The organism is Jiella sonneratiae (assembly GCF_017353515.1).
GTDB lineage: Bacteria > Pseudomonadota > Alphaproteobacteria > Rhizobiales > Rhizobiaceae > Jiella > Jiella sonneratiae.
The window spans coordinates 46898-70679 of sequence record NZ_JAFMPY010000013.1; the positions used below are offsets into that span (position 1 = coordinate 46898).

The following is a 23782-nucleotide window of genomic DNA, read 5'->3' on the forward strand; positions in this document are numbered from 1 at the left end:
CGCGCGGCGATGGGAGGAGCATGGTGGACCGTCCGCTGGCCGAGGCGCTGACCGCATCGAACGACCGTCGACAAACGGATGCCGCGCCGCTCGGGGCCGCAGCGCCGCTCGCCCGGCTGCGCGAAACCGTCGAGGCCGGGCTGATCGGTCGCTCGAGCCTCGTCGAGCGGCTCCTGATCGCGCTGCTCTCGGGCGGCCACCTGCTCGTCGAAGGCCCGCCCGGCCTTGCCAAGACGCGGGCGGTGAAGCTGCTCTCGGGCGGGCTCGAGGCCTCGTTCTCGCGTATCCAATGCACCCCCGACCTGATGCCCGCCGATCTCACCGGCACGCAGGTCTTCAGGCCGGAGACCGGTCGCTTCGAATTCGTCGAGGGCCCGATCTTCCACTCCCTCGTCCTCGTCGACGAGATCAACCGCGCCCCGCCCAAGGTCCAGTCGGCCCTGCTCGAGGCGATGGCCGAGGCGCAGGTGACCGCCGGCGGCGTCACCTACACGCTGCCGCAGCCCTTCATGGTCGTCGCCACCCAGAACTCGATCGAGCACGAAGGCACCTTCCCGCTCCCCGAGGCCCAGCTCGACCGCTTCCTGATGCATGTGCTCGTCGATCTGCCGGATGCCGAATCGGAGCTGAGGATCCTCGACCTCGTCGAGCGCGAGGCCGCCGGCGAGACCGCGTCCCGCCATCCGCCGATCGCGAGCGAGGCGATTCTCGACGCGCGGCGCCAGGCGGCTTCCATCCACCTCGCCCCGGCGCTGAAGGACTACATCGTCCGGCTGGTCATGGCGACGCGCAAGAGCGGCGCGATGCCGGACCTCGCGGAGAAGATCGAACACGCCGTCTCGCCGCGCGGCTCGCTCGCCCTCGCAGCGGCGGCCCGGGCGCGCGCGCTGCTTGCCGGCCGCGACTACGCCGTGCCGGAGGACGTCGCCGAACTCGCGCCCGACATCCTCGCCCATCGCGTCATCCCGACATGGCGCGCCAGCGCCGAGGGAGTGACCGGGCGCAGCCTCGTCGAACGGCTGATCGCCCGCGTCGAGCCGCTGTGATGCTGGCGCCGGCACCGGATCTCGCCGCGGAGGCGGTCGACGTCGACGCCGCACGGCTCTTCGCCCTCCGCCACATCGTCCGCCACGTCCCCGAGCGCGGCCTTGCTCCGACCGGCCGGCCGGGCGGATTTGCCGGCAGGCGCCGCGGCAACGGGCTGGAGATCGTCGACGTCAGGCGGTTCTCGCCGGGCGACGACATCCGCCACGTCGACGCGGCGGCGACGGCGCGGACGGCAAAGACGCATGTCCGCACCTTCCGCGACGAGCGCGACCGGGCGGCGCTGCTCGTCGCCGACTTCCGGGCGGCGATGTTCTTCGGCACGCGCGGACGGCTGCGCTCCGTCGCCGCTGCCGGTGCCCTCGCCCTCGCCGGCTGGCGGGTGGTCGAGGCCGGCGGCCGCGTCGGCCTTCTCACGGCTGCGGCCGGCAGCAGCAGCTTCCTGCCGCCGCGGCCGCGCGAGCGGGCGATGGCGGCGATCGCCGGAGCGCTGGAAAGCGCCCATGCGGCGGCGGCAGAGGCGCTAGCCGCCGGCGGCGGCCAGCCGGAGCCGAGCCTTGCTGGCATTCTGGAAGAAGCCGTCGCCCGCGCGACGCCCGGCACCTCGATCCTTCTCGCCACCGCCCTCGACGACGAGGGCGAGGACTTCTACCGCCTCGCCGGCGCCGCCTGCCGGCGGTTTCCGACGACGGTGATGCTCCTGCGCGACCGTTTCGAGGCCGAGCCGCCGACCGGCGCCTATCCCTACCGGCTGGCGGGCGCGCGCGGTGCCGGGCCGATGCGCTGGGCGCTCGTCGCCCGGCGCGACCGGCAGGCCAAGCACGCGCAGCAGGCCAAGCCGCTGCCGCGAAGGCCCGAGGATGCGCGCGTCGAACGCCTCGCCGCCGCCGGCATCACGGTGCGCAGCCTCTATGCCGACGCTTCCTTCGAGGCGATGGCCGCCGAGATGGAGGGGGCCGATGGCCGCCGCTGACCCCGATCTCGTGGCGCGGCTCAAGCCGGTGCGCCTGCCGCCGGGCTTCGACGCGCTCGACTGGAACGGCATCCTGGCGGTGTTCGCGCTGGCGCTGGTCGCTGGCCTCGTCCTCGCGCTTATCCTGCGCGCCTTCACCGCGCCGCGGCTTTCCGAAGGCGAGGCCGCCGAACGCGCGCTCGCCGCTGAGCGCGGCCTGTCTCCCGCCGACCGGCTTCTCGGCCAGTCCCGCCTCGTCGCCCGGCTCGCGCGCCGGCAGGACGGCGGCCGGGCCGCCGCGGCCGCGGCGCGGCGGCTCGCCGAGCTGAAGGCGACGATCGACGCCGAGCTCTACCGGCGCGAGCCGGCGCTCGATCCCGACGCGGTCGAGGCCGCGATCCTCGAGGCGCTCGGAAGGCGGGGCTGAGCGATGTTCGACTTTGCGACGCCCGCCGCCTTCCTGCTCCTGCCGCTGCCGCTTCTCGCCATGCGGCTGCTGCCGGGCCGCGAGGCGGTGACCGGGGCGCTGATCCTGCCCGAGAGCATCGGCCGGGTGCTGCCGAAAGACGCGCGCGAGGGCGTCAGCGTCAGGATCCGCCGCACCGTCCCCATCATCCTGTGGCTGTCGCTGGTTCTCGCGCTGGCCGGGCCGCAGCGTCTCGCCCCGGTCGATGCGCTGCCGGTCTCCGGCCGCGATCTCGTCGTCGCCCTCGATCTTTCCGGCTCCATGGAACAGAAGGACTTCACCCTCGACGGCGACACCGTCTCGCGGCTCGAAGCGGTGAAGGCGGTCGGCAAGCGCTTCGTCGAGGGCCGTGGCGGCGACCGCGTCGGCCTCGTGCTGTTTGCCGAAAAGGCCTATGTCGCCGCGCCGCTGACCTTCGACGTCGCCGCCGTGTCGCGCGCCATCGACGAGGCGACGATCGGCATTTCCGGCCGCTCGACGTCGATCGCCGGCGGCCTCGGCGTCGCGCTGAAGCGGCTGGAACGCGGCGAGGCGCGATCGCGCGTCGTCGTGCTTCTGTCCGACGGCGCCGACACGTCGGGCAACGTCCTGCCGGCCGACGTCGCGCGGCTGGCGAAGAGCCTCGGCGTCACCGTCTACACGATCGCCCTCGGGCCGGAGGATCAGGAGGCGCGGCCGAACGATCCCGACGCGGTCGACACCCGCACCCTGAGGCAGGTCGCCGAGGCGAGCGGCGGCCGGACCTTCCGCGTCAGGTCGACGAACGACCTCGAACAGGTCACCGCCGCGATCGACCGGCTGGAACAGAGCGGCCTCGACCGGCCGCCGGCGACCGTCCGCAGCGACGACTGGATCTGGCCGGCTTTGGTCGCCTTCGCCTGTTCGTTGTTCCTCGTCGTCAGCCGGAGGGCGATGTGACGGCGGCGCTCGGCTCTCTCGTGCTTCTGCGGCCGCTCTGGCTCCTGGCGATCCCGGCGCTCGCCATCCTCGCCTTTCTCGCGCTGCGCCGGGCGCGCGGCCTCGGCGCCTGGGAGAGCGCGATCGACCCGGTGCTGATGCAGGCGCTCGAACGCTTCGGCCGCGTCGTTCCCGGCCGCGGCCGGCGCCTGCTCATCCCCGTCGCGGTGGCGGCGCTCGTCGCGCTGGCGCTCACGGGTCCCGCGCATCGGATCGCCGACCCCGAGACCTTCCGCAATCTCGACGGGATCGTCGTCGCCGTCGATCTCTCCCGCTCGATCGTCGAGAGCGACGGTCTCGCCGACGCCCAGGCGGCGACGCAGCTGGTGTTGCAGCGGGCGGGCGGCCGGCCGGTGGCGATGATCGTCTATGCCGGCGAGGCCTATGTCGCGAGCGCCTTCACCGAGGACGCCGCAGCGCTTTCGCCGCTCGTCGCCGTCCTCGACGGGACGGTGGTGCCCAATCCGGGCTCGCGCACCGACCGGGCGCTGGCGCTGGCGGCGCGGATGTTTCAGGAGGCCAACGTCCTCAAGGGCGACGTCGTCCTCGTCACCGACGGGGACAACCTGTCGCCCGCGGCCTTCGACACGGCGCGGGATCTCGGCGGCCGCGGCATTCATGTCGACGCCTATCTGGTGCGCCCGGCGACGAAGAACGGCGACGCGCCGCCGCCCGACGCCGATGGGCTGAAACGGCTGGTGGCGGCGGGCGACGGCAGCTTCGGCGTCGCGGAAGACCCCTTCGCGCTCGCCGAGACCATCGCCGGCCGGGCCGCGAGCGACCTTGCCAGGGGCGACACGGCGGCGTTGTTCTTCGCCGATTTCGGCCGTTACCTGCTCGCCCTCGCGCTCTTCCCGGCGCTGCTCCTCTTCCGCAAGGCGACCTGACGGCGATGCGAAGCCGGACCCTTCCCCTCGCCGCCCTCTGCCTCGCCGGCGCCGCGGTCGCCGCCTTTGCCGCCGGTCCTGAGGCCTTCGGCAGGCTCGCCCTCGCTTCCGGCCTGCCGCGGCTCGCCCTGCCGCTGCTCGCCGACCCGCATGCGCGCGGCGTCGCCCTCTATGCCGCCGGCGACTATGCCGGCGCCGACCGCGCCTTCGCCGAGGCCGGCCGCAAGGCGACCTACGACCGCGGCCTCTCGCTCGCCGCCACCGGCAGATACGCCCTCGCCGTCGGCTATTTCGACGGCGTCCTCTTCGTCGATCCGGCCGATGCCGACGCCCGCTTCAACCGCGACCTCGTCGTAGCGAAGGTGCCGGGCGTGATCGGCGAATCGAATTCCATCGACGGCGTCGCCGCCGACGCTGCGGCAAACGGCCCGTCCGAGGCGACCACCTCCGACCGCGACCTCATCAAGGCGAAGAGCCTGGCGATCCAGCTCAGCATCCTCGATCCGCGGGTGAAGAGCTTCACCGCCGCCACCGAAAGCTGGCTGACGACGCTGGAAGACGAACCGGCGCTCTACCTGAAGCGCCGGATCAAGGCCGAATATCAGCGCCGCCAGGATCTCGGCCTCGCCAATCCACCGGAGGACACCGCATGGTAGCCGGAAGATCGGGACGGCAAGGTCGCGCGGCGCTCCGTGGCCGCCGGCCCGTCGCCGCATTTTACTGGGCCGCGTTCTTCGGGGCACTCTTCTCCGTGGCCCTCTTCTTCGGAGCCGCCGCGGCCCGGGCGGCGACGCCGGACCTCACCCTCACCGCGACTATCGAGGCCGACGCGCCGGAACCCTTCGTCGGCGAGATGGTGATCCTGACGCTGAAGGGCGACTACGACGCCTTCATCACCCGCGAGCGCTTCGAGGGGGTCGAGCTTGCCAACTTCACCTGGCTGCAGCTCGGCCGCGACATCTGGTCGAAGGGCCGCAAGAACGGCCGGGAATACACCACGGTGGAGCGCAAGCTGGCGCTCTATCCGCAAAAGGCCGGCAGTTTCACCATCGGGCCGTTCCGCCACCAGCTGACCATCGACGACGGGACCGGGCGCTGGACCGAGACCGCCGTCGTCTCCAACGCCGTCACCCTCACCGTGCTGCCGAAGCCGTCGACGGGCGGCGGCTGGTGGCTGCCGGCACGGAACGTGACCGTCGACGACCGTTTCGACATGGACACCGCCCATCTCGCCGACGGGGCGACCGCGACGCGCACCGTGACGATCACCGCCGTCGGCCAGACCGCCGCGGCCCTGCCGCCGCCGCCGAAGCTGGTGGCGCCGTGGCTGATCGCCTTCATCGCACCGGAGGAGCGCACGACGACGCTGACCCGCGACGGGCCGATCGGCACCGTGCGCTGGCAGTGGCGGCTGCGGCCATCGAAGGCCGAGCCCGGCAATCTGCCGGCCTACGACATTCCCTGGTTCGACACGAGGAGCCGGCAGATGCGCGACATCGTGCTGAAATCCGCCCGCTTCGCCTATGCGACGATCACCGCCCCGGAAGGCCGGGCGGCGCGCACGAATCTCGCCGCGTGGCTGCTGCCGCTGCTGCTCGGCCTTTCTCTGCCGCTCGTCGCGGCGCTTGCCGGCCGCCGGCCGCTGCCGGCGGGAACGCTTGGCGCCCGTCTTCGCCGGCTGCTGCCCGACCGGGAGGCTCCGGCGATGCGTCTCGCCCGCGGGCGGGGCGACCTGCGCGCCTATCGCCGCCATGCCGCGCGGCGTCTTGCGAGACACGGCCTTTCGCCCGAACGGGCGCTCGCGCCGCTCGACGCCGCACTGTTTCGCAGAAGGGCCGGAGATGCCGCCGGATCGGCCGCGCCGGTCGACCTTGGCGCCATCGACCGGGCGGTCATGGCCGCGCTGCGCCGGCAGGGCGCGCGGACCGACGCGGACACGCGCCCTGCCCATGGGGGAGACGCTGCGCCGGTCTATTCGCCGTCGAGCTCCAGATAGCGCCGGAAGATGCCGTCCTCGTTGAAGGCAAGCCGCCGGTCGCTTGCGAGATAGGCGGCGATCCGCGGCTCTTCGGCGAGGCGTGCGCAGAGCGCCTCGACGCGCGGATAGGAGCCCGCAAGGCTTTGCATGCGCCGGGGAAAGGCGTAGCGCAGCCCCGCCACCGTCTGGAAAAGGCCGAGATCGGCATAGCTCGGCGCCTTGCCGACGAGCCAGCCGCTCGCCGCAGGATTTGCCGTGAGGAGCGCCTCGTACCAGCCGAGGAACTTCGGCATCCGCTCGGCGCGGAAGCCTTCGGCCCTACGCGCCGCCTCGGCCTTCTGCTCGTCGTAGTAAAGGCCCGACCCGACCGGATGGTGGGTATCGTGCGCCTCGGCGACGAAGTCGGCCGTCGTCACGGCAATCGACCGCGCGAACAGCCGGTCGGCCTCGCCTTCCGGGGCAAGACCGTGGCGCTCGCCGAGGAAGGCCGCGATCACCGCCGTCTGCGAGACGACGATGTCGCCGGAAACGAGGAAGGGCGGGGCGAAGGGGCGATGGGCGCCCTTTTCGCCCTTCATGAAGGCGAACATCGCCTCGATGCCCCCACCCTTCGAAGCGGGGAGCCGCGCCATGTCGCGATAGGCGAGCCCGGCGGCCTCGAGGACCAGCCGCACATATTCGCCGCGGCCGGGGATCGAAGGCCAGTAATAGAGATCGTAGGTCATCGGTTCAGGGCTCCTGATGTCTCCGTCGCCGGCCGCCGCGCCGGCGCTCATGCCTTCCGGCACCGAGGATAGTGCGGCCGGGCGCCGGCGCCACGCGGGGCCCCTGACGGGAGCATCGGGTCGAAAGTCAGGGAGGAGAGTGCGGGCGTGACCGATCCGCCGCACCATGCCGGCAATCTGGCGCCCCTTCAGGCGCGACCCGTCTTTGCGGTGGAACCGTCCGAATTTCGCGCCGATTGGTGATCGAGACTTGCGGGCAACGTGCCCGAGGCTTCGAAGGGCGGTCGATCCGAAGGACGCAAAGCATGAGACAATCGCCGACGCCGCGTCTTGCGGCTGCTTTGTTCGTCGGACTTCTCGCCGCGGCGACCGGCATCGGCCCCGTCTTCGCCGAAACGCCGGCGAAGACGCTGTTTTCGGCCGAGCGCGCGCCGTCGGCGGGCGGGACGCAGAGCCTCGGCTTCTATTCGGACGGATGCATCGCAGGCGCCGCGGAACTGCCGCCGGACGGGCCGAACTGGCAGGTGATGCGGCTGTCGCGCAACCGGCGCTACGGCCACCCGGCCACAGTCGCGCTGATCGAGCGGCTGGCCGGCGAGGCGGCTCGGCGCGGCATCTGGCCGGGGCTTCTCGTCGGCGACGTGTCGCAGCCGCGCGGCGGTCCGATGGCGTCGGGCCACGCCTCCCACCAGGTCGGCCTCGACTTCGATCTCTGGCTGCGGCCGATGCCCTCGCCGCGGCTGAGCGTCGAGCAGCGCGAGACCTATCCGTTCCGCTCGGTCCTGAAGAAGGGCACCTTCACCGTCGACGACCGGATCTGGAACGGCCACTATCTCGACCTGATCCGGCTCGCCGCCGAGCAGCCCGAGGTGCAGCGGATCTTCGTCAATCCGGGCATCAAGAGAAAGCTCTGCGAAACGGCGGGCCGTGGCCGCGGCTGGATGGCGAAGGTCCGCCCCTTCTACGGCCATGACGAGCATTTCCACGTCCGGCTGTTCTGCCAGCCGGGCTCGCCGGGCTGCAAGCCGCAGCAGGCGGTGGGGCGCGGCGACGGCTGCGACGAGCTCGACTGGTGGTTCAACGTCGCGCTGAAGCCGCCGCCGCCGGGGTCGAAGCCGCCGAAGCCGAAGCCGCCGCTGACCCTCTCCGGCATGCCGGCGGCGTGCAAGGCCGTGCTCGCCGCACCGGCCAGGGGCAGTGCCCGGCCGGACGCCGCCCCGGCCGGAAGCTCGACCGGCATGGAGCCGGCCGGGGCCTATGCCAGCGCCTTCGCCCCGCCCGCCGCCAGCGTTCCCGTGCCGACCCCGCGCCCCGCGCGGTGACAGCTGCCCGGCGGCCGTGCTGCCTGCGGCCGGCAAGGCTCCGAACGCTGCCGGGTAGACCTTCCGGCGGCGGCCGAACGCCACCGCCCGACGCGTGCGAAAGGCACCTTCGACGGGCCGCGGCCGCTTTGCCTTCGCAGGCCGGATGTCCTATGTCGATGCCATCCAAATCGATTTGAGCGGCGGGCATCAGATGGCATCGACACGCGAGGTCAGCGACGCGCTGAAATTTCCCATCCTGATCGGGGACATCGGCGGAACCAACGCCCGTTTCGCGATCATCGTCGACGCCTATGCCGAGCCGAAGATGTTTCCGGTGGTGCAGACGGCGGACTACGAGAACATCGACGCGGCGATCCAGGAGAGCGTGCTCGACAAGACCTCGTTGCAGCCGAAATCGGCGGTGCTCGCGGTGGCGGGCCCGATCGACGGCGACGAGATCGACCTCACCAACTGCCCCTGGGTGGTCCGGCCGAAGGCGATGATCGCGGCCCTCGGGATCTCGGAGATCATCGTCCTCAACGACTTCGAGGCACAGGCCCTCGCCATCTCGTCGCTGAAGGACGACGCGCGGACGCAGATCGGCGGCGGCATCGTCCGCGAGGGCGCGAGCCGCGCCGTGCTCGGGCCGGGCACCGGCCTTGGCGTCGCCGGCCTGGTGCGCGCCCGCAACATGTGGATCCCGGTAGCCGGCGAGGGCGGCCACATCGACATGGGGCCGCGCAGCGAGCGCGACCTCCAGATCTGGCCGCATCTCCAGACCATCGAGGGGCGCGTCTCCGGCGAGCAGATCCTCTGCGGCCGCGGCCTCGTCAATCTCTACCGGGCGATCTGCGCGACGAAGAGCGTCGAGCCGTCGCTGGAGACGCCGCAGGCGATCACCGAGGCGGCGATCAACCGCATGGACGCGGAAGCCGGCGAGGCGGTCGATCTCTTCGCCACCTATCTCGGCCGCATCGCCGGCGACATCGCCCTGGTATTCATGGCCCGCGGCGGCGTCTTCATCGGCGGCGGCATCTTCCAGCGGCTGATTCCGGTGGTGAAGAAGAACCACGTGCGCGCCGCCTTCGAGGACAAGGCGCCGCATTCCAACCTGATGCGCGAGATCCCGCTCTATGTGGTGACCGAGCCGCTGGCGGCGCTGGCGGGTCTTGCGACCTTCGCCCGCACGCCGCGCTTCTTCGGGCTGGAGACGACCGGCCGGCGCTGGGTCGGCTGAGGCCCCCGGCCGCGCGCGTCCTCCGGGACGCACGGAGACCGTTCCGACATCGCCACTCTCCGCGGCATGCCTGCCGAAGTCGCTTTCACGGTCCGGGGCGGCGGCGGGAGGCCGGCACGTTATCGCATTGACCGACGACGCCGATCCGGTTGATCGGGAAAGCCCATCCCGCCTTCCGGCGCCGGGCCGTCGCGCATGGTCGCTTGGAAAGCCCCGCTCCCACCGATGGCCCCGCCGGAATCGCCGGACGCCCCGTGCCACAGGCGGTGTCGCCCGATCTTTCTCTCGATACCGGCGAGCAAGAACGCCGAGGCGTCCCCCCGCCGAATGCGGCGGAAGGCCCCGACCCTCCGGTAAGATTCAGGCTTCGACCGGTCGGCGTGCCCTTCCCGCCGCAGTGGCCGAACCCGCGGCATAATCTCGGGACCGCGCGAAACCGACCACGCAAACGAAAAGGGGCCCGGCGCGAACGCCGGACCCCTTCATCATGTATTCCTGGCTTGTCGCTGCTTCGATCAGAAGGAGCGGACGAAGCGGAGGAAGCCGGCGGTCTGGTCGACCGAGTTGCCGCTGAAGTCCGACACGGCAGTGTTGGTGCCGTCGAAGTCGATGTTGGCGTAGGAAACTTCCGCCAGCATGTCGAAGTTCTTGGTGATCTCGTAACCGACGTTGCCGACGATCTTGTAGTACTTGCCGCGGCCGAGGTCGGCGACGGTCGTCGGGCCGACAGCGGTGACGCCGTCGATCGCGAAGGTCTCGCCGTAGGCGCCCGACAGGGCGACGCCGAGCTTGCCGAATGACTGCGAGTAGCCCGCACCCACCTGCCACTCGACCGGGAGCGGCGTGCCGGCGAGCGTGCCGACGAGCGTCGTGCCGACGGTCGAGGTGTTGAACAGGCCGATCGTCATGTAGCTCGACGGATCGAACGCGTAGCCGCCCTCGATGCGCAGCTCGGAGTCGGTGGCGATCAGGTCCTTCAGGCTCAGGCCGCCCTTGAGGGCGAAGGCGCCGTCGTTGCGGCCCTGGTCGAAGTCGCTGATGAAGAAGTCGCCCGGCAGGCCGGTGTTGACCGCGTAACGGTTGCTGATGAGACCACCGGCCTCACGCTCGTCGTACGAACCGGCGATGTAGACGCGGCCCCAGCCACCGGCATAGGCCAGACGGCCGACCACGTCCGGACGCCAGTCACCCGAAGCGTCGTCTTCGATCGCCAGAGCGGCCGAGAAGCCGTTCGAGGCGTAGGTGTAGGAAATGCGGTTGGTCTGGTAGTCGCCGAGGGCGAGGTCGGTATCGGTAAGGAGGCCGTCGTCCTCGGTCCAGAGGCTGTCGAGGTAGCCCATGGTCAGACCGCCGAGCTGGATGTAGCCCTGGTCCATCGCGTAGGCCTGATCGGCCGAGTAGGCGCCGAAGGAGTTCGTGGCCTGGACGCGGGCGAAGGCGCGCAGGGTGCCGAGCTCGGTCTCTTCACGGGCGTCGAAGTTCAGGCGGACGCGGACCTGCGAACCGACGAGGTAGTTGGTGCCCTCGTTGTTGAACAGGTAGTTGGTGCCGAAGTCGTCCTCGACCTTGCTGAACGCGTTGATCTGGTAGCGGACGTAGCCACCGATCGACAGGCAGGTCTCGGTGCCCGGGATGTAGTAGAAGCCGGTGCCGTAAACGTCGCAGACCTTGACGTATTCGACGGGTTCCGGCGCAACCGGAACGATGACGTCCGCAGCGCGGGCGCCGGAAACTGCGACGAGGGCCGCAGCGGAGCCGAGAAGAAGGCTCTTGATGTTCATGTCCTGACCTCCAGTCAATTAATAGGTTAGGGTTGGGCCTTGTATGAAGGACAGCCTTCCCTGCCCCATCCCCTCTGCGAAAGTCCGAAGCCGTTTGCCCCCGCGATCTTTCTGACGCGACAATATCCAGCCGGGAAATCGATGCAATCGCATAACTGCCACACTCGCGGTTTGGGACGCTTTGGTCACACCCGTGTTGCGCCGATGCCACTTTTTCGTTCACCAGCCGCTAACCACAGCCGGAACGCGGCGGTTTCGGAGCGTTTTTGAACGGTTTTCGGCCGAGGAGGGCATCGGGGCGGCTCCGGCCGCGCGGCAGGGCCCCACGCCGGCCGCGGACGAAGCTTGCACGTGGCTTGAGCCCGCCCGAGGCTGACGTCGCGCGGCGGCTTGCGGCGGGCCGGGCAGCAGGGCCCGGCGGCCCGAATCACAGCCGGAAGGTCGGGGCTCCGAGGTCGCGGAAGTCGCGCTCGCGGCAGGTCAGCACGATCACCTGCAGATCCTTCGCCGCCTCGCGCAGCACCTGGTGCATGCGTTCCAGCCGGATCTCGTCGGTGTTGACCAGCGCGTCGTCGAGGATGACGGCCGCCGGATGGCCGCCCTGCTTCAGAACCTGGGCGAGCGCCAGGCGCGTCACCACCGCCACCTGCTCGCGCGCGCCCGCCGAGAGCCGCTCGAAGCGCTCGGCCACCCCGGCGCGGGTCAGCCCCTTCAGTTCGAGCGTCTCCTCGTCGAGGTCGATGTCGCTCTCGGGATGGATCAGCCGCAGGTACGGCGCGACCCGCGTCTTGATCGGCCCGAGCCAGCGCTCGCGGGCCGCCCTTCGCGCCTCGCCGAGGGTTTCGTAGAGAAGCCTTGCGGCGGACGCCTCCAGCGCCGTGCGGGCGCGGCGCCGTTCGAGATCGGCAATCTCCTCTTCGAGGAGCTGCACCGTCTCGCCGAGGCCGCTGCCGCCGGAAACGCGCACCTCGGCTTCGAGGCCGATCGTCTCGTCGCGCAGTTCCTGCAGCGTACGGCCGATCTGGCGGAGCGTCCGTTCCGCCGCCTTCTGCCGCGCTTCGGCCGCCTCGCGCCCGTCGCCGACCCGCTCACGCTCCTTCAGAGCGAGGCGTCCGCGCTTTGCCTCGAGATCGGCATCGGCCTCGGCGAGCCGATCGACCAGGGTGGTGCGCGGGGCCGCGGCCTCCGCACCTTCGCATTCGGAGCGCAGGCGCAGCGCCTGGGCTTCGAGATGGCTGCGATCGCTCTCCGCCGCGGCACGGCGCAGCGCCGCGGCTTCGCTTTCCTTGGAGGCCGCCCGCAGCCGCTCGTCGGCCGTGGCGGTGGCGCGGCGCGCCTTGTTCAGCGCCGCGACCAGGCTTTCGGCAAGGGCCTCGTCGTCCCCGCTCTCCCCCGCCGTCGCTTCAGCTTCAGCTTCCGCCGCGCCTTTTGAACCCTCGCCGCCGATCGCGGCGTTCAGCCGGTCGGCCGCCGCCTCGGCCGCGCGCAGCCTTGCCTTGGCGGCGTCGAGGCCGTCGGACACCAGCGCATCGCGGCGGGCCGAGACCAGCTTCAGCTCGGCCTCGACGTCCTGACGCTCGGCGAAAAGCCGCCGGGCCTCGTCGCCGCTCGCCGCGCCGCCGCCCTTCAGAAGCGCCGCGAGGGCGGCCTCCGCCTCGCGCAGCTCGGATTCGAGGTTGGCCGCGCCGCCGCCCGGCTCGATCGTCACGGCGCCGAAGCCGCCGAGAAGGTAGCGGCTGCGCGACGTCACGCGCGTGGGCACGCCGGCCGCCACCGCCTGTCCGTCCTCCCGCTGCACCGCCCCGTCCGCCTCAGGCTCGAAGGTGACGGCGGGCGCCGCCACTTGCAGGCGCACCTCGCAGTCGCGCCGCCGGCGCTCGGCCTTCTCGACGGCTGCGAGGCTCTTCTGGTCGATCGGCAGGAGGTCGCGGTGCGCCGCGAGTGCCGCGATCCGCTCGGTCAGGTCGCCGGCCTCGGCGACGACCGCCGACAGCCGGTCCCGTTCCGCGACCGCGCGGGAAAGATCGGCGCGCCGGCGGTGGGATTCGTGCCGGTCCTCGGCCGCCTTCAGCGCCTTGCGCGCCTCTTCCTGGGCCTGAGCGGCCGCCGTGACCGCTTCGACCGCGAGGCGGGCGGCGGCGTCGATCTCGGCGTGATCGGCGGCGGCGCGTTCGAAGGCGGTGCGCGCCGCCTCCACCGCCTTGACCAGGTCGTCGCGGCGCTTCAGCGCCTCGGCCGCGCCGGTGCGCACCGCCTCGGCCTGCCGGACGGCGCTTTCGGCCGCCTGCCATTCCCGGTCGTGATCCTCGGCCCGGCGCATCGCCGCCTCGGCGGAGCGCAGCGCCTCCTCGGCCTTTTCGAGGGTCGCGGCCTCCTCGTATCCCTTGAGCGCCCGGCGCCGGTCTTCCAGCCGTTTGAGCTTCTCCTCGAGCTCGGCAAGCGCCGCCCGCCGGCCGACGAGGTCCTCCCGCGCGCGCGTCAGTTCGTCGTCGATCGCCTTCAGCGGCGCATTCGCCGCGGTCCGTCCCGTGGCGGTGAAATGCCGGTCGTTCAGCGCCTTGGCGGCGGCGATCAGCGAGCGGCCGCGCTCGCCGCCGAGAATGGTGCCGACCTCGCCTTCCAGCGAGGCGGTCACCGCGTCGCGCCCGGCGCCGATGTCGAGGCCGCCGTTCGAGCGGCCCTGCTCGACCCAGAGCAGGCCGAAGGCGCCCTGATGCTCGGCGAGCTTGGAATCGCCCCGCCCGGGATGGACGAAGCCGAAGAGCTCGGCGAGCTTCTCCTCCACCGCGTCGCCCGACACCGGCGACGGCCAGGGCCCGAGGAGCTCGGCCGCGGGCCGGGTCAGGAAGCTCTTCGACAGGCGGTAGTCGGCGCCGCCATGGGAAAAGGCGATGGAAACGCTCGGCCGGCCCTCGCCGCAATAGGGCAGGAAGGCTTCAACCGTCTCGCCGCGGCCCCGATGCTTCTGGAAGAAGGCGGCGCGCAGCGCTTTGAGAAGCGTCGACTTGCCGGCCTCGTTGTCGCCGACGACGACGTTGAGGCCGGGATCGAGCGCTTCGAGCCTTGCCTCGGCGAGGCTGGCGAATTCGGAGACGGCGAGCGACTTCAGATACATCTCAACCCTCGGAAGGGGTCAGGCGGCGATGTTCGACATAGGCCATCCGGATGGCGAGCCGCGCCGCCTCCCGCTCGGGATCGGCGGGATCGGCCGCTTTGGCCCGCAGGGTCTCGATGGCGCTGCGCACGAAGCCCGAGACGTCGATGCGGTCGAGATCGTCCTCGTCGGGCTCGTCGTAGAGGTCCTCGTCCCGGAGGTCGAGATGAAAGAAGCGCTCGCGCCAGTGGCCGATCGCCGCTTCGAGCTCCACCCGCTGGCGCAGCGGCAGGCTGCCCGAGAGGACGAGCCGCAGGAGCGTGTGCCCGGGATCGGGAAAGGCGGCGAAGACCGCCTCCAGCCCGCCGGCGTCGCCGTCGATGCGCTCGGTCCGCACCGTCCAGGCATAGCGCGCGACGGCGACCCGCTCGATGCGCGGCGGCTCGCCCGGCCCGTCAAGTTCCACGAGGGCGACGTGGCCCGGCTCGTTGGCGGGGTAGCGATCCGGCTCCGGGGTTCCGGCATAGACGGTCTTCGGCGCGATCTCGACGAAACCGTGCCAGTCGCCGAGGGCGAGATAGTCGAGCCGCGCGCTCGCCGCCCGGGTCTCGGCGATCGGGTTGCCGGCATCGGCGCCCTGCGGCAGGCGGTTCTCCAGCGCGCCATGGGCGAGGCCGACCCGGAGCGCGGCCGCCGGCGTCTCGGCGGCGTCGAACCAGGCGGTGAGGTCGGCGCCCTCGTGGCGGCGGCGCAGCGGCGCCGGCAGGACGACGAGCCGCCCGCCCGCAAGCGCGATCGGTGCCGGCTCGTCGGCGATCACCAGATTGGCGACACCGCGCCGGAGAGCGAGGGGCCGCAGCCGGTCCCAGACGCTGCCCGTCGTCGCCGCGTCGTGATTGCCCGGAAGCAGGATCCAGGGTCCCTCATAGGCCGCCATCGCGTCGAGCACGCGGTTGAGGTCGCGCTCCTGCACGGTGTTGTCGTCGAAGGCGTCGCCGGCGACGAGCACGGCGTCGACGCCGCGGGTCGCGGCGAGCGCGGCGATCCGGCCGACGGCCTCGAACCGTGCCGCCCGCAGCCCGGCCCGCCGCTCCTCGTCGAAACCGCCGAAGGGCTTGCCGATCTGCCAGTCCGCCGTGTGGAGAAGCCGGATCATCGTCTGACGTCTGCGATTCGGGTTGCCGCCAATCTTGGCGGGAACGTGCCGGGCGGCGGCGGGCGATGCAAGGGCGAATGGCCGTTCGCGAGCCTTTTCAACGGCTTTTCCGGGCCGGCAAGGTGCGGCTTTCGGCGATGCCGCGCCGGCCGCGCTGCCCGGCACCCCCGGGCGCTTCGCCCTTCCGGCAGCGCTTGACCGCATGCGCCGCCATCGCGCAAATTCCCGCGGCAACAAGAAGAAGAAGGAGAGGAGCGGCGATGCCCGTCTATCAGCTCGGCGAGGACCGCCCCGAGATCGGCGAGGACGTGTTCATCGCCCCGAACGCCCAGGTGATCGGCCGGGTGCGGATCGGCCGCGGGGCGAGCGTCTGGTTCGGCGCGGTGATCCGCGGCGACAACGAGTGGATCGAGATCGGCGCGGACACCAACATCCAGGACAATGCGGTGCTCCACAGCGACCTCGGCTCGCCGCTGGCGATCGGTGCCGGCTGTACGATCGGCCATGCGGCGATCGTGCATGGCTGCCAGATCGGCGAGAACGTTTTGATCGGCATGGGCGCGACGGTGCTGAACGGTGCCAAGGTCGGCGACCGGTCGATCGTCGGCGCCAACGCCCATGTCACCGAGGGCAAGACGTTTCCGGAGAGTTCGCTCGTCGTCGGCGCGCCGGCCAAGGTGGTGCGCACGCTCGATGCGGCGGCGGCGGAGAAGCTGAAGGAATCGGCCCGGCACTATCGCGACAACGGCCGGCGCTACGCCGCGGGCCTGAAGCGGATCGACGGATAGATCGTCCGGTCCGGCGGCCCGGCATCTTTTCCCGAAGGTCACGACCGCGTAAGACGCCTCACCTTCTTCACCTATGCCCGCGATCGGCTCGCCATACCCTGCCGGTCGCCAGACCGCCGGAACCGCCGATGCCGCTCTTCACCGATCTCGCCCGCTCGCTTCCCGCCACCGTGCCCTTCGTCGGGCCGGAGACCCTGGAGCGTCGCATGGGACAGGCGTTCCGCGCCAGGCTCGGCGCGAACGAGAGCGTCTTCGGACCCTCCCCGGCCGTCGTCGAGGCCATGGCCCGGGCGGCGACCGAGAGCTGGGCCTATGGCGACCCGGAACAGTACGAGTTGAAACGCGCGATCGCCGCGCATCACGGGATCGGTCTCGAAAACATCGCGATCGGCGAAGGGATCGACGGCCTTCTCGGCCATCTGGTGCATCTTGCGACCGACCCCGGCGACACGGTGGTCACTTCCTACGGCGCCTATCCGACCTTCAACTATCACGTCGCCGGCCATGGCGCGAAGCTCGACTTCGTTCCCTACCGGCCGGACGCCCACGAGGACGCCGAAGCCTTGGTGGAGCGGGCGACGGCGCTGCGGCCGAAACTTCTCTATTTCGCCAATCCCGACAATCCGACCGGCAGTTGGCACGACGCTCGAACGATCGAGCAGATGATCGACGCGGTGCCGGAAGAGACCATCCTCGTCCTCGACGAGGCCTATAGCGATCTCGCGCCGGAGGGCGCGCTGACGCCGATCACGCTGATGCGGCCGAATCTCCTGCGCTTCCGCACTTTCTCGAAGGCCTACGGCATGGCCGGCGTGCGCGTCGCCTATGTCGTCGGAGAGCCGGCCACGGTCGCCCAATTCGACAAGGTGCGCAACCATTTCGGCGTCTCGCGGATCGCCCAGGCCGGCGCGATCGCGGCGTTGAAGGATCAGGCCTTTCTCGTCGACGTCGTGAAGAAAATCGCGGCCGCGCGCGCGGCGCTTGCGGACATCGCGCGTCGTGCGAACATGACCCCGCTCGCCTCGGCGACGAATTTCGTCGCCATCGATTGCGGCGGCGACGGCGACTACGCGCGCGGCCTTCTCGCCGCCGTCCTGAAACGCGGCGTCTTCATCCGCATGCCGGGGGTCGCGCCACTCGACCGGATGATCCGGGTGTCCGCCGGCCGGCCGGATGATCTCGCGCTGTTCGAGGATGCGCTTTTCAGCGCCATCGACGAGATCGGCCGGCCGAACGCTCGCTGAGCCGGCGCGGGAAGGATGCGCCGAGACGGCAGCGCCGAACCTCCGCACCGGTCCGACGGTCGGGTTCAGTCGGAAATCACGGAGGAGAGCGCGTATCGGCGCAAGACGACTTCGCCGGGCAACGCTTGCAGGAACGGATCGCCGTAGAGCCCGGCCATGACCACGACGACGAGGTCGTGGTCCGGGACGACGAACAATCGTTGACCGCCCCAACCGAAGCCGGCAATCCACCGGATCTCCCGGCGTTTGATCAACGACCGACCGAGCCACCACTGGTACCCGTAGAAGAATAACCCCTCGCCGTTGATATGCGCGCGGGTCGATTCGGAGATCCAACCGCCGGAGACAACGCGCTGCCCGTGCCACAGGCCCGCGTCGAGAACCAGTTGGCCGATCTTCGCGAGATCGCGGGGCCGCATGCGCAGTCCGGACGCCGCCATGGGTGTGCCGTCGCGATAGCGAACCCATTCCACTTCGACGATGCCGAGCGGATCGAAGAGCCATTCCCGCGCCAGCTCATCCGCCGGTCGCCCCGACACCCTTTTTAGGACATTGGCAAGCAGCATGGTCGTGCCGCCACTATAATTGTAGCTGGCGCCTGCCGGGCGAACGACCGGCCGCTCGAGAACGTAGCGGCACCGATCCGCCGCCTCGATCATTTGCCGTTCGCTATTGGCCGGATCGCTGTAGGGAATGGATTCGTTCCATTCGAGGCCCGCGGACATCGTCAGGAGGTGGCGTAGCGTGATCTGCTGCTTCTCTTTCGATCGCAGGTCCGCATGGTCTGGGAAGAAATCGAACACCGACACGTCGATATCCGCGATCAGGCCGCGATCGATCGCCGCGCCGATGAGAAGCGACGTGATGCTCTTGGTGATCGAGCGGAGGTCGTGTGTCAGCCCGGCATGATAGTCGACGCGGCCGAGCGGCACCGCAAAAGCCATGTCGTCGGCCGCGAAATAGCGCTCGTAGACGACCTTGCCGTGACGCAGGATAAGCGCCGCATGCAGCTTCGCTTCGGGCCAGGCCTCGAACTGTGGTGCGAGGCCCGCGAGCGTGGCCGCATCCATCCCCGCCTCTTCCGGACGAGCCGTCGGCCAGCCATCATCTCCAGCACTGCCATCGGCGGTTTCCTGCATGGCGCACCTTCGACGTCATTGCGACATGACGTCATCGTGCCTTCCCGTATCGGGTTTCGCAAGCCACGCGAACTCAATCGCCGGGGGCCGAGAACGGTCTCGACACTTGGCGATCCGTGCCCCAGTCAGTGCAGCGTCAGCCACCTGCGGGCGCTGCGCAGCGCGGCGGCGATCTCGGCCTTGGTCATCTCCGCCGCGACATCCTGGCGGTGCGCGGCGGCACCGGCGACGCCCTTTTTGTCGGCGAGGTTGAAATACATATGGGCGGCGACGAAGTCGGCGGTGCCGTCGCGGCCGAGCGCGGCGCGCATGCCGAGTTCGAGAAGCAACTGCCCGTCGACATGCGCCGCGCCGTTGCCAAAGGCCCGATCGAAGGCCGAAAGGTCGATATGTGCCATGATCCCTGTCCCGAAAGCTGTTGTCGTTATGGCGATGATCATCCCGCGGTCGTTTCAATGCGCACTTAAAATTTGCGCTTAATTCGAGATGAATCCGCTCGAATGCCGTTGCGGTAAACAAAGTCCGACGGCGATCGGACGGCGCCGGAACGCGATCACGAGCCCGCGAATCTTGCCCAATAGTTGATCACGTTTCGCGGAGACGGGTTCCCTTCACGTCAATCCGGCTGTAGGTGGCGCCTCCACGGGCGATCGCCGCCGTCGTGGCCCGGCCATCATGCATGTCGAGACGCAAAGAGCCGCCGGCTGGAACCACAGCCCGGGCGACCGAAGTTTTTGTCCCGCCTGCATGGGCGGGGAGCCACCTTGGCGGATCGAGGCGGCCCGCACGGCGGAACGTTCGCGAAGCCGCGGCCGACGGCCCTGCTGCCGCCGGGCGAGCCGCCGAAGACCGCATCGCATGAAACCGAGAGGATGAAACCATGATGATGAAGTCCCTGGTCTGCGCGCTGGCGCTTGCAGCCGGCCTGACCGCGCCGGCGCTCGGCGCCGAACCGATCCTCGGCAAATGGCGCGCCCCCGGCGGCGGCATCGTCAGGGTCAGCACCTGCGGCGGCGCCTATTGCGCCACCGTCATTTCCGGAAAGCACAAGGGCAAGGCCGTCGGCCGCATGTCGGGAGCCGGCGGGGAATACACCGGCGAAGTGACCGACCCCCGCGACAACCGGACCTATTCCGGCTCCGCCAGCGTCGGCGCCAGCCAGCTCAAGCTGACCGGCTGCGCCCTCAAGGTCTTCTGCAAGACGCAGGTCTGGACCCGGGTCTGACGCATTCCCGGCGGCGGCCCCGCGGGCGCGGGCTGCCACCCCGCCGGGGCGCCTTCCCGGCATTCTGACCTCATCCCCCGCGAAGTCTTTCCACCGTTCCGAGCCTTGCGATGCAGGGGCCGTCTCGACCCCCGGCCTTTTCCCGGCCACAAAGTTGAGTTACGTTTACGTAAACGGCGGATCCGCTGCGGCGGACGGGGAATCCGCCGGTCATCCGCGAGAACGACTGGTGGTCCGATTCCGACATTTGGTACCGTCCTGTGGAGGCCGCGCAGCAAATGTCGGAAACGAAAGATCCACTATCCAAGTTTATGATTATAATGGATTTTTTGAATTTGACATTTGATACGACGCCTCACGCGATCGGGACTCAAATGTCAAATTCAAACCACTGGGGAGGAGACCAGATGTCGAAGACGGCGAAACTTACTGCGGCGGCCGCCGCGATCATGATCCTTGGCGCCGGCACGGCCGCGGCGGCGCCGATCGAGGGCAACTGGCGGACCGCCAGCGGCGAGACCGCGAAGATCGCGTCCTGCGGCAAGGCCTATTGCACGACGATCATGACCGGCCAGCACAAGGGCAAGCGGATCGGCCAGATGAGCGGCTCCGGCAACAGCTATTCAGGACAGATCACCGATCCGGCCAACGGCAAGACCTATGAGGGGACGGCCAAGATCAGCGGCAATTCGCTGAAACTGACCGGTTGCGCGCTGAAGATCTTCTGCAAGTCGCAGACCTGGACGCGGCAGTAGGCAACAACGAGGTACGGCGGGATCGGAGGGGCGCCGATCCCGCCAGGCGGGCGCCGGCGCCATCCATGACGGGTGGCGCCGGCACCGTTCTCGCCGTACCGTGCTGTGGCATGGCTTGCCGGCGCAACGCCCGCGCCTGATCCGCACCGCTCCGCAAAACCAGCGCAAGGCGACGGCCGCTAGCATTTCGCGCGCCGATCCGTTATATGCGCCCCAGCATTCGCCGCTCGACGATGCCGAATGCCATCACGGCCCTCGCTGGACGACATCCCGGCGAAGGGCGACACGACCCCGCAAAACCGAAAAGAAAGGGTAACGCGATGTCGATCACCGCAGAGCGCAAGGCTGCGCTGCTGAAGGAATATGCGACCAAGGAAGGCGACACCGGGTCGCCCGAGGTGCAGGTCGCGCTCCTCACCGAGCGCATCAACAACCTCACCGAGCACTTCAAGGGCCACAAGAAGGACAATCACTCGCGCCGGGGCCTTCTGAAGATGGTCTCCCAGCGCCGGCGCCTTCTCGACTATCTGAGGGGCTGCGAGGAAAGCCGCTACCAGACGCTGATCGAGCGTCTCGGCCTGCGTCGCTAAAACACCTTCCGGCGGGCCCCGAACGCAGCTTCGCGGGCCCGCCGGCCTTTGCCGGCCGCGACGCGCGGCCGTCGCCTGACCCCCGAACGGGCCCTGCCCGCGAAGGACCACCGAACGGTCATGGGGCAGGATTGCCGGATGCTTCCGGGCAGGCCGAAAACGGCCGATCGCTTCCTCGACGAAGCGCCGCACGAAGCCTCTCGCCGTCTTGCCCATGGCGCGTTTCGACCAAAACAGAACGCCAAAGCGCCGCACCGGGATCTCCCGGCTGCGACGCCGAACGAAAGGCAAGAGAATGTTCAACACCCACAAGGTGGAAATCGACTGGGCGGGACGCCCGCTCACCCTCGAGACCGGCAAGATCGCCCGTCAGGCCGACGGCGCCGTGCTTGCGACCTACGGCGAGACGGCGGTTCTCGCGACGGTGGTCTCCGAGAAGCAGCCGAAGGTCGGCTTCGACTTCTTCCCCCTCACCGTCAACTACCAGGAAAAGACCTTCGCGGCCGGCAAGATCCCCGGCGGCTACTTCAAGCGCGAGGGCCGGCCGAGCGAGAAGGAGACCCTCGTCTCCCGCCTCATCGACCGTCCGATCCGCCCGCTCTTCGCCGACGGCTACAAGAATGACACCCAGGTCGTCTGCACCGTGCTGCAGCACGACCTCGAGAACGATCCCGACGTCGTCGCGATGGTCGCCGCCTCCGCCGCGCTGACGCTCTCCGGCGTTCCCTTCATGGGCCCGATCGGCGCTGCCCGCGTCGGCTATATCGGCGGCGAGTACAAGCTCAACCCGCATGTCGACGAGATGCCGGAATCGGCCCTCGACCTCGTCGTCGCCGGCACCGACGCCGCCGTGCTGATGGTGGAATCGGAGGCCCAGGAGCTTTCCGAGGACGTCATGCTCGGCGCCGTGATGCACGGCCACCGCGGCTTCCAGCCGGTGATCGACGCAATCATCAAGCTCGCCGAAGTCGCCGCCAAGGAGCCGCGCGAGCACGTCACGCCGGATCATTCGGCGCTCGAGGGCGAGATGCTGCAGATTGCCGAAAGCGAGCTGCGCGAGGCCTACAGGAACACCGACAAGCAGGCGCGCTATGCCGCCGTCGACGCGGTGAAGAAGAAGGTCGTCGCGAACTTCCTGCCCGAGGGCGCGGAAGAGACCCGCTACTCCAAGGAAGAGGTCGGCGCGGTCTTCAAGTCGCTGCAGGCGAAGATCGTCCGCTGGAACATCCTCGACACCTCCTCGCGCATCGACGGCCGCTCGCTCGACACCGTCCGCCCGATCGTCTCGGAGGTCGGCGTCCTGCCGCGCACCCACGGCTCGGCGCTGTTCACCAGAGGCGAGACGCAGGCGCTGGTCGTCGCGACGCTCGGCACCGGCGAGGACGAGCAGTTCGTCGACGCCCTGACCGGCACCTACAAGGAGCGCTTCCTGCTCCACTATAATTTCCCGCCCTACAGTGTCGGCGAGACCGGCCGCATGGGCTCGCCCGGCCGCCGCGAGATCGGCCATGGCAAACTGGCGTGGCGGGCGATCCACCCGATGCTGCCGGGCGCCGACCAGTTCCCCTACACGCTGCGCGTCGTCTCCGAGATCACCGAATCGAACGGTTCCAGTTCGATGGCGACGGTCTGCGGCACCTCGCTGGCGCTGATGGATGCGGGCGTGCCGCTGAAGGCGCCGGTCGCCGGCATCGCCATGGGTCTGATCAAGGAAGGCGAGCGCTTCGCCGTCCTCTCCGACATTCTCGGCGACGAGGACCATCTCGGCGACATGGACTTCAAGGTCGCGGGCACGAGCCAGGGCGTCACCTCGCTGCAGATGGACATCAAGATCGACGGCATCACCGAGGAGATCATGAAGATCGCCCTCGGCCAGGCCAAGGGCGGCCGCGACCACATCCTCGGCGAAATGGCCAAGGCGATCTCCGAGGGCCGCGCCGAACTCGGCGAGTTCGCCCCGCGCATCGAGGTGATGAACATCCCGACCGACAAGATCCGCGACGTGATCGGCTCGGGCGGCAAGGTGATCCGCGAGATCGTCGAGAAGACCGGCGCCAAGATCAACATCGAGGACGACGGCACGATCAAGATCGCGTCGGCCTCGGGCAAGGAGATCGAGGCCGCCAAGAAGTGGATCCACTCGATCGTCGCCGAGCCGGAAGTCGGCGAGATCTACGAGGGCACGGTCGTGAAAACGGTGGAGTTCGGCGCCTTCGTCAACTTCTTCGGCTCGCGCGACGGCCTCGTCCACATCTCCCAACTCGGCGCAGGCCGCGTCGCCAAGACGACGGACGTCGTCAAGGAAGGCGACAAGGTCTGGGTCAAGCTCATGGGCTTCGACGAGCGCGGCAAAGTGCGGCTCTCGATGAAGGTCGTCGACCAGACGACGGGCGAAGAGCTCAAGAAGGGCGCCGAGGAAGAGGCGTAAGCTTCACGGTGCTTTCGGGGCGGAAGCCCCAC

Annotated in this window: 21 protein-coding genes; 15 read left to right on the forward strand and 6 right to left on the reverse strand. The window is 69.8% G+C overall.

Annotated elements, in window-relative coordinates:
- Window positions 1–20: 20 nt before the first annotated feature.
- The 7 genes from J1C47_RS13205 (at window position 21) to J1C47_RS13235 (ending at window position 6302) form a co-directional block, all read left to right on the forward strand.
- Window positions 21–1046, forward strand: a complete 1026-nt coding sequence (locus tag J1C47_RS13205) for an AAA family ATPase (protein WP_207351241.1) — start codon at window positions 21–23, stop codon at window positions 1044–1046.
- On the forward strand, window positions 1046–2017 hold the full coding sequence (locus J1C47_RS13210) for a DUF58 domain-containing protein (RefSeq protein WP_207351242.1): 972 nt from the start codon (window positions 1046–1048) through the stop codon (window positions 2015–2017). Before J1C47_RS13205 ends, J1C47_RS13210 begins: the two co-directional genes overlap by 1 nt.
- Window positions 2004–2423, forward strand: coding sequence for a hypothetical protein (locus J1C47_RS13215; RefSeq protein ID WP_207351243.1), 420 nt, complete (start codon window positions 2004–2006; stop codon window positions 2421–2423). The genes J1C47_RS13210 and J1C47_RS13215 overlap by 14 nt, the downstream gene beginning before the upstream one ends.
- 3 nt (window positions 2424–2426) lie before the next feature.
- Window positions 2427–3380, forward strand: a complete 954-nt coding sequence (locus tag J1C47_RS13220) for a VWA domain-containing protein (protein WP_207351244.1) — start codon at window positions 2427–2429, stop codon at window positions 3378–3380.
- On the forward strand, window positions 3377–4306 hold the full coding sequence (locus J1C47_RS13225) for a VWA domain-containing protein (protein ID WP_207351245.1): 930 nt from the start codon (window positions 3377–3379) through the stop codon (window positions 4304–4306). Before J1C47_RS13220 ends, J1C47_RS13225 begins: the two co-directional genes overlap by 4 nt.
- Window positions 4307–4311: 5 nt before the next feature.
- Window positions 4312–4962, forward strand: a complete 651-nt coding sequence (locus J1C47_RS13230) for a tetratricopeptide repeat protein (RefSeq protein WP_207351246.1) — start codon at window positions 4312–4314, stop codon at window positions 4960–4962.
- 95 nt (window positions 4963–5057) lie between these two features.
- Window positions 5058–6302 (forward strand): BatD family protein, encoded by a 1245-nt coding sequence (locus J1C47_RS13235; RefSeq protein ID WP_207351247.1) that lies wholly within the window; start codon window positions 5058–5060, stop codon window positions 6300–6302.
- Here J1C47_RS13235 and J1C47_RS13240 read toward each other — a convergent pair.
- A complete protein-coding gene (locus tag J1C47_RS13240) occupies window positions 6278–7009 on the reverse strand; it encodes a glutathione S-transferase (protein ID WP_207351248.1) in 732 nt (243 codons plus the stop codon). The two genes, J1C47_RS13235 and J1C47_RS13240, sit on opposite strands and share 25 nt — an antisense overlap.
- Before the next feature lie 305 nt (window positions 7010–7314).
- On the opposite strand from J1C47_RS13240, the gene mepA reads away from it, so the two are divergent.
- On the forward strand, window positions 7315–8331 hold the full coding sequence (gene mepA, locus J1C47_RS13245) for a penicillin-insensitive murein endopeptidase (RefSeq protein ID WP_207351249.1): 1017 nt from the start codon (window positions 7315–7317) through the stop codon (window positions 8329–8331).
- Window positions 8332–8524: 193 nt separating this feature from the next.
- Window positions 8525–9550 carry a glucokinase gene (locus J1C47_RS13250; protein WP_207351250.1) on the forward strand — a complete coding sequence of 342 codons (1026 nt, stop codon included), beginning with the start codon at window positions 8525–8527 and terminating at the stop codon, window positions 9548–9550.
- Window positions 9551–10065: 515 nt separating this feature from the next.
- Here the strand turns inward: J1C47_RS13250 and J1C47_RS13255 are convergent.
- The 3 genes from J1C47_RS13255 to J1C47_RS13265 form a co-directional block, all read right to left on the reverse strand.
- Entirely contained in the window at window positions 10066–11331 is a 1266-nt protein-coding gene (locus J1C47_RS13255) for a porin (RefSeq protein ID WP_207351251.1), read from the reverse strand.
- Between the two features lie 427 nt (window positions 11332–11758).
- Window positions 11759–14446, reverse strand: a complete 2688-nt coding sequence (locus J1C47_RS13260) for an AAA family ATPase (protein WP_207351252.1) — start codon at window positions 14444–14446, stop codon at window positions 11759–11761.
- Window position 14447: 1 nt separating this feature from the next.
- Window positions 14448–15581, reverse strand: coding sequence for a metallophosphoesterase family protein (locus J1C47_RS13265; RefSeq protein ID WP_207351253.1), 1134 nt, complete (start codon window positions 15579–15581; stop codon window positions 14448–14450).
- 260 nt (window positions 15582–15841) lie between these two features.
- Here J1C47_RS13265 and J1C47_RS13270 point away from each other — a divergent pair, with 260 nt between their 5' ends.
- A complete protein-coding gene (locus tag J1C47_RS13270) occupies window positions 15842–16369 on the forward strand; it encodes a gamma carbonic anhydrase family protein (protein ID WP_207351254.1) in 528 nt (175 codons plus the stop codon).
- A 128-nt stretch (window positions 16370–16497) separates the two neighbouring features.
- Window positions 16498–17613, forward strand: coding sequence for a pyridoxal phosphate-dependent aminotransferase (locus J1C47_RS13275; protein WP_207351255.1), 1116 nt, complete (start codon window positions 16498–16500; stop codon window positions 17611–17613).
- A gap of 65 nt (window positions 17614–17678) precedes the next feature.
- Here the strand turns inward: J1C47_RS13275 and J1C47_RS13280 are convergent, their stop codons facing one another.
- Window positions 17679–18752, reverse strand: coding sequence for a serine hydrolase domain-containing protein (locus tag J1C47_RS13280; protein ID WP_207351256.1), 1074 nt, complete (start codon window positions 18750–18752; stop codon window positions 17679–17681).
- Between the two features lie 125 nt (window positions 18753–18877).
- On the reverse strand, window positions 18878–19150 hold the full coding sequence (locus J1C47_RS13285; protein WP_207351257.1) for a hypothetical protein: 273 nt from the start codon (window positions 19148–19150) through the stop codon (window positions 18878–18880).
- Between the two features lie 485 nt (window positions 19151–19635).
- Here J1C47_RS13285 and J1C47_RS13290 point away from each other — a divergent pair, with 485 nt between their 5' ends.
- From J1C47_RS13290 to pnp, 4 genes are all read left to right on the forward strand, one after another.
- Window positions 19636–19977 carry a DUF2147 domain-containing protein gene (locus tag J1C47_RS13290; RefSeq protein ID WP_207351342.1) on the forward strand — a complete coding sequence of 114 codons (342 nt, stop codon included), beginning with the start codon at window positions 19636–19638 and terminating at the stop codon, window positions 19975–19977.
- 407 nt (window positions 19978–20384) lie between these two features.
- Window positions 20385–20732 carry a DUF2147 domain-containing protein gene (locus tag J1C47_RS13295; RefSeq protein WP_207351258.1) on the forward strand — a complete coding sequence of 116 codons (348 nt, stop codon included), beginning with the start codon at window positions 20385–20387 and terminating at the stop codon, window positions 20730–20732.
- A gap of 320 nt (window positions 20733–21052) precedes the next feature.
- Window positions 21053–21322: a 30S ribosomal protein S15 gene (gene rpsO, locus J1C47_RS13300; protein ID WP_207351259.1), complete on the forward strand. Its 270-nt coding sequence runs from the start codon at window positions 21053–21055 to the stop codon at window positions 21320–21322.
- Between the two features lie 295 nt (window positions 21323–21617).
- Window positions 21618–23750 (forward strand): polyribonucleotide nucleotidyltransferase, encoded by a 2133-nt coding sequence (gene pnp, locus J1C47_RS13305; protein ID WP_207351260.1) that lies wholly within the window; start codon window positions 21618–21620, stop codon window positions 23748–23750.
- The last annotated feature ends 32 nt before the right edge of the window (window positions 23751–23782 follow it).

What these genes read in the sequence shown, in the direction of transcription:
- J1C47_RS13205 (WP_207351241.1), top strand. Translation starts at nt 21, where the DNA reads ATGGTGGACCGTCCGCTGGCCGAGGCGCTGACCGCATCGAACGACCGT.
- J1C47_RS13210 (WP_207351242.1), top strand. Translation starts at nt 1,046, where the DNA reads ATGCTGGCGCCGGCACCGGATCTCGCCGCGGAGGCGGTCGACGTCGAC.
- J1C47_RS13215 (WP_207351243.1), top strand. Translation starts at nt 2,004, where the DNA reads ATGGCCGCCGCTGACCCCGATCTCGTGGCGCGGCTCAAGCCGGTGCGC.
- J1C47_RS13220 (WP_207351244.1), top strand. Translation starts at nt 2,427, where the DNA reads ATGTTCGACTTTGCGACGCCCGCCGCCTTCCTGCTCCTGCCGCTGCCG.
- J1C47_RS13230 (WP_207351246.1), top strand. Translation starts at nt 4,312, where the DNA reads ATGCGAAGCCGGACCCTTCCCCTCGCCGCCCTCTGCCTCGCCGGCGCC.
- J1C47_RS13240 (WP_207351248.1), bottom strand. Translation starts at nt 7,009, where the DNA reads ATGACCTACGATCTCTATTACTGGCCTTCGATCCCCGGCCGCGGCGAA.
- mepA (WP_207351249.1), top strand. Translation starts at nt 7,315, where the DNA reads ATGAGACAATCGCCGACGCCGCGTCTTGCGGCTGCTTTGTTCGTCGGA.
- J1C47_RS13250 (WP_207351250.1), top strand. Translation starts at nt 8,525, where the DNA reads ATGGCATCGACACGCGAGGTCAGCGACGCGCTGAAATTTCCCATCCTG.
- J1C47_RS13255 (WP_207351251.1), bottom strand. Translation starts at nt 11,331, where the DNA reads ATGAACATCAAGAGCCTTCTTCTCGGCTCCGCTGCGGCCCTCGTCGCA.
- J1C47_RS13260 (WP_207351252.1), bottom strand. Translation starts at nt 14,446, where the DNA reads ATGTATCTGAAGTCGCTCGCCGTCTCCGAATTCGCCAGCCTCGCCGAG.
- J1C47_RS13265 (WP_207351253.1), bottom strand. Translation starts at nt 15,581, where the DNA reads ATGATCCGGCTTCTCCACACGGCGGACTGGCAGATCGGCAAGCCCTTC.
- J1C47_RS13270 (WP_207351254.1), top strand. Translation starts at nt 15,842, where the DNA reads ATGCCCGTCTATCAGCTCGGCGAGGACCGCCCCGAGATCGGCGAGGAC.
- J1C47_RS13275 (WP_207351255.1), top strand. Translation starts at nt 16,498, where the DNA reads ATGCCGCTCTTCACCGATCTCGCCCGCTCGCTTCCCGCCACCGTGCCC.
- J1C47_RS13280 (WP_207351256.1), bottom strand. Translation starts at nt 18,752, where the DNA reads ATGCAGGAAACCGCCGATGGCAGTGCTGGAGATGATGGCTGGCCGACG.
- J1C47_RS13285 (WP_207351257.1), bottom strand. Translation starts at nt 19,150, where the DNA reads ATGGCACATATCGACCTTTCGGCCTTCGATCGGGCCTTTGGCAACGGC.
- J1C47_RS13290 (WP_207351342.1), top strand. Translation starts at nt 19,636, where the DNA reads ATGATGAAGTCCCTGGTCTGCGCGCTGGCGCTTGCAGCCGGCCTGACC.
- J1C47_RS13295 (WP_207351258.1), top strand. Translation starts at nt 20,385, where the DNA reads ATGTCGAAGACGGCGAAACTTACTGCGGCGGCCGCCGCGATCATGATC.
- rpsO (WP_207351259.1), top strand. Translation starts at nt 21,053, where the DNA reads ATGTCGATCACCGCAGAGCGCAAGGCTGCGCTGCTGAAGGAATATGCG.
- pnp (WP_207351260.1), top strand. Translation starts at nt 21,618, where the DNA reads ATGTTCAACACCCACAAGGTGGAAATCGACTGGGCGGGACGCCCGCTC.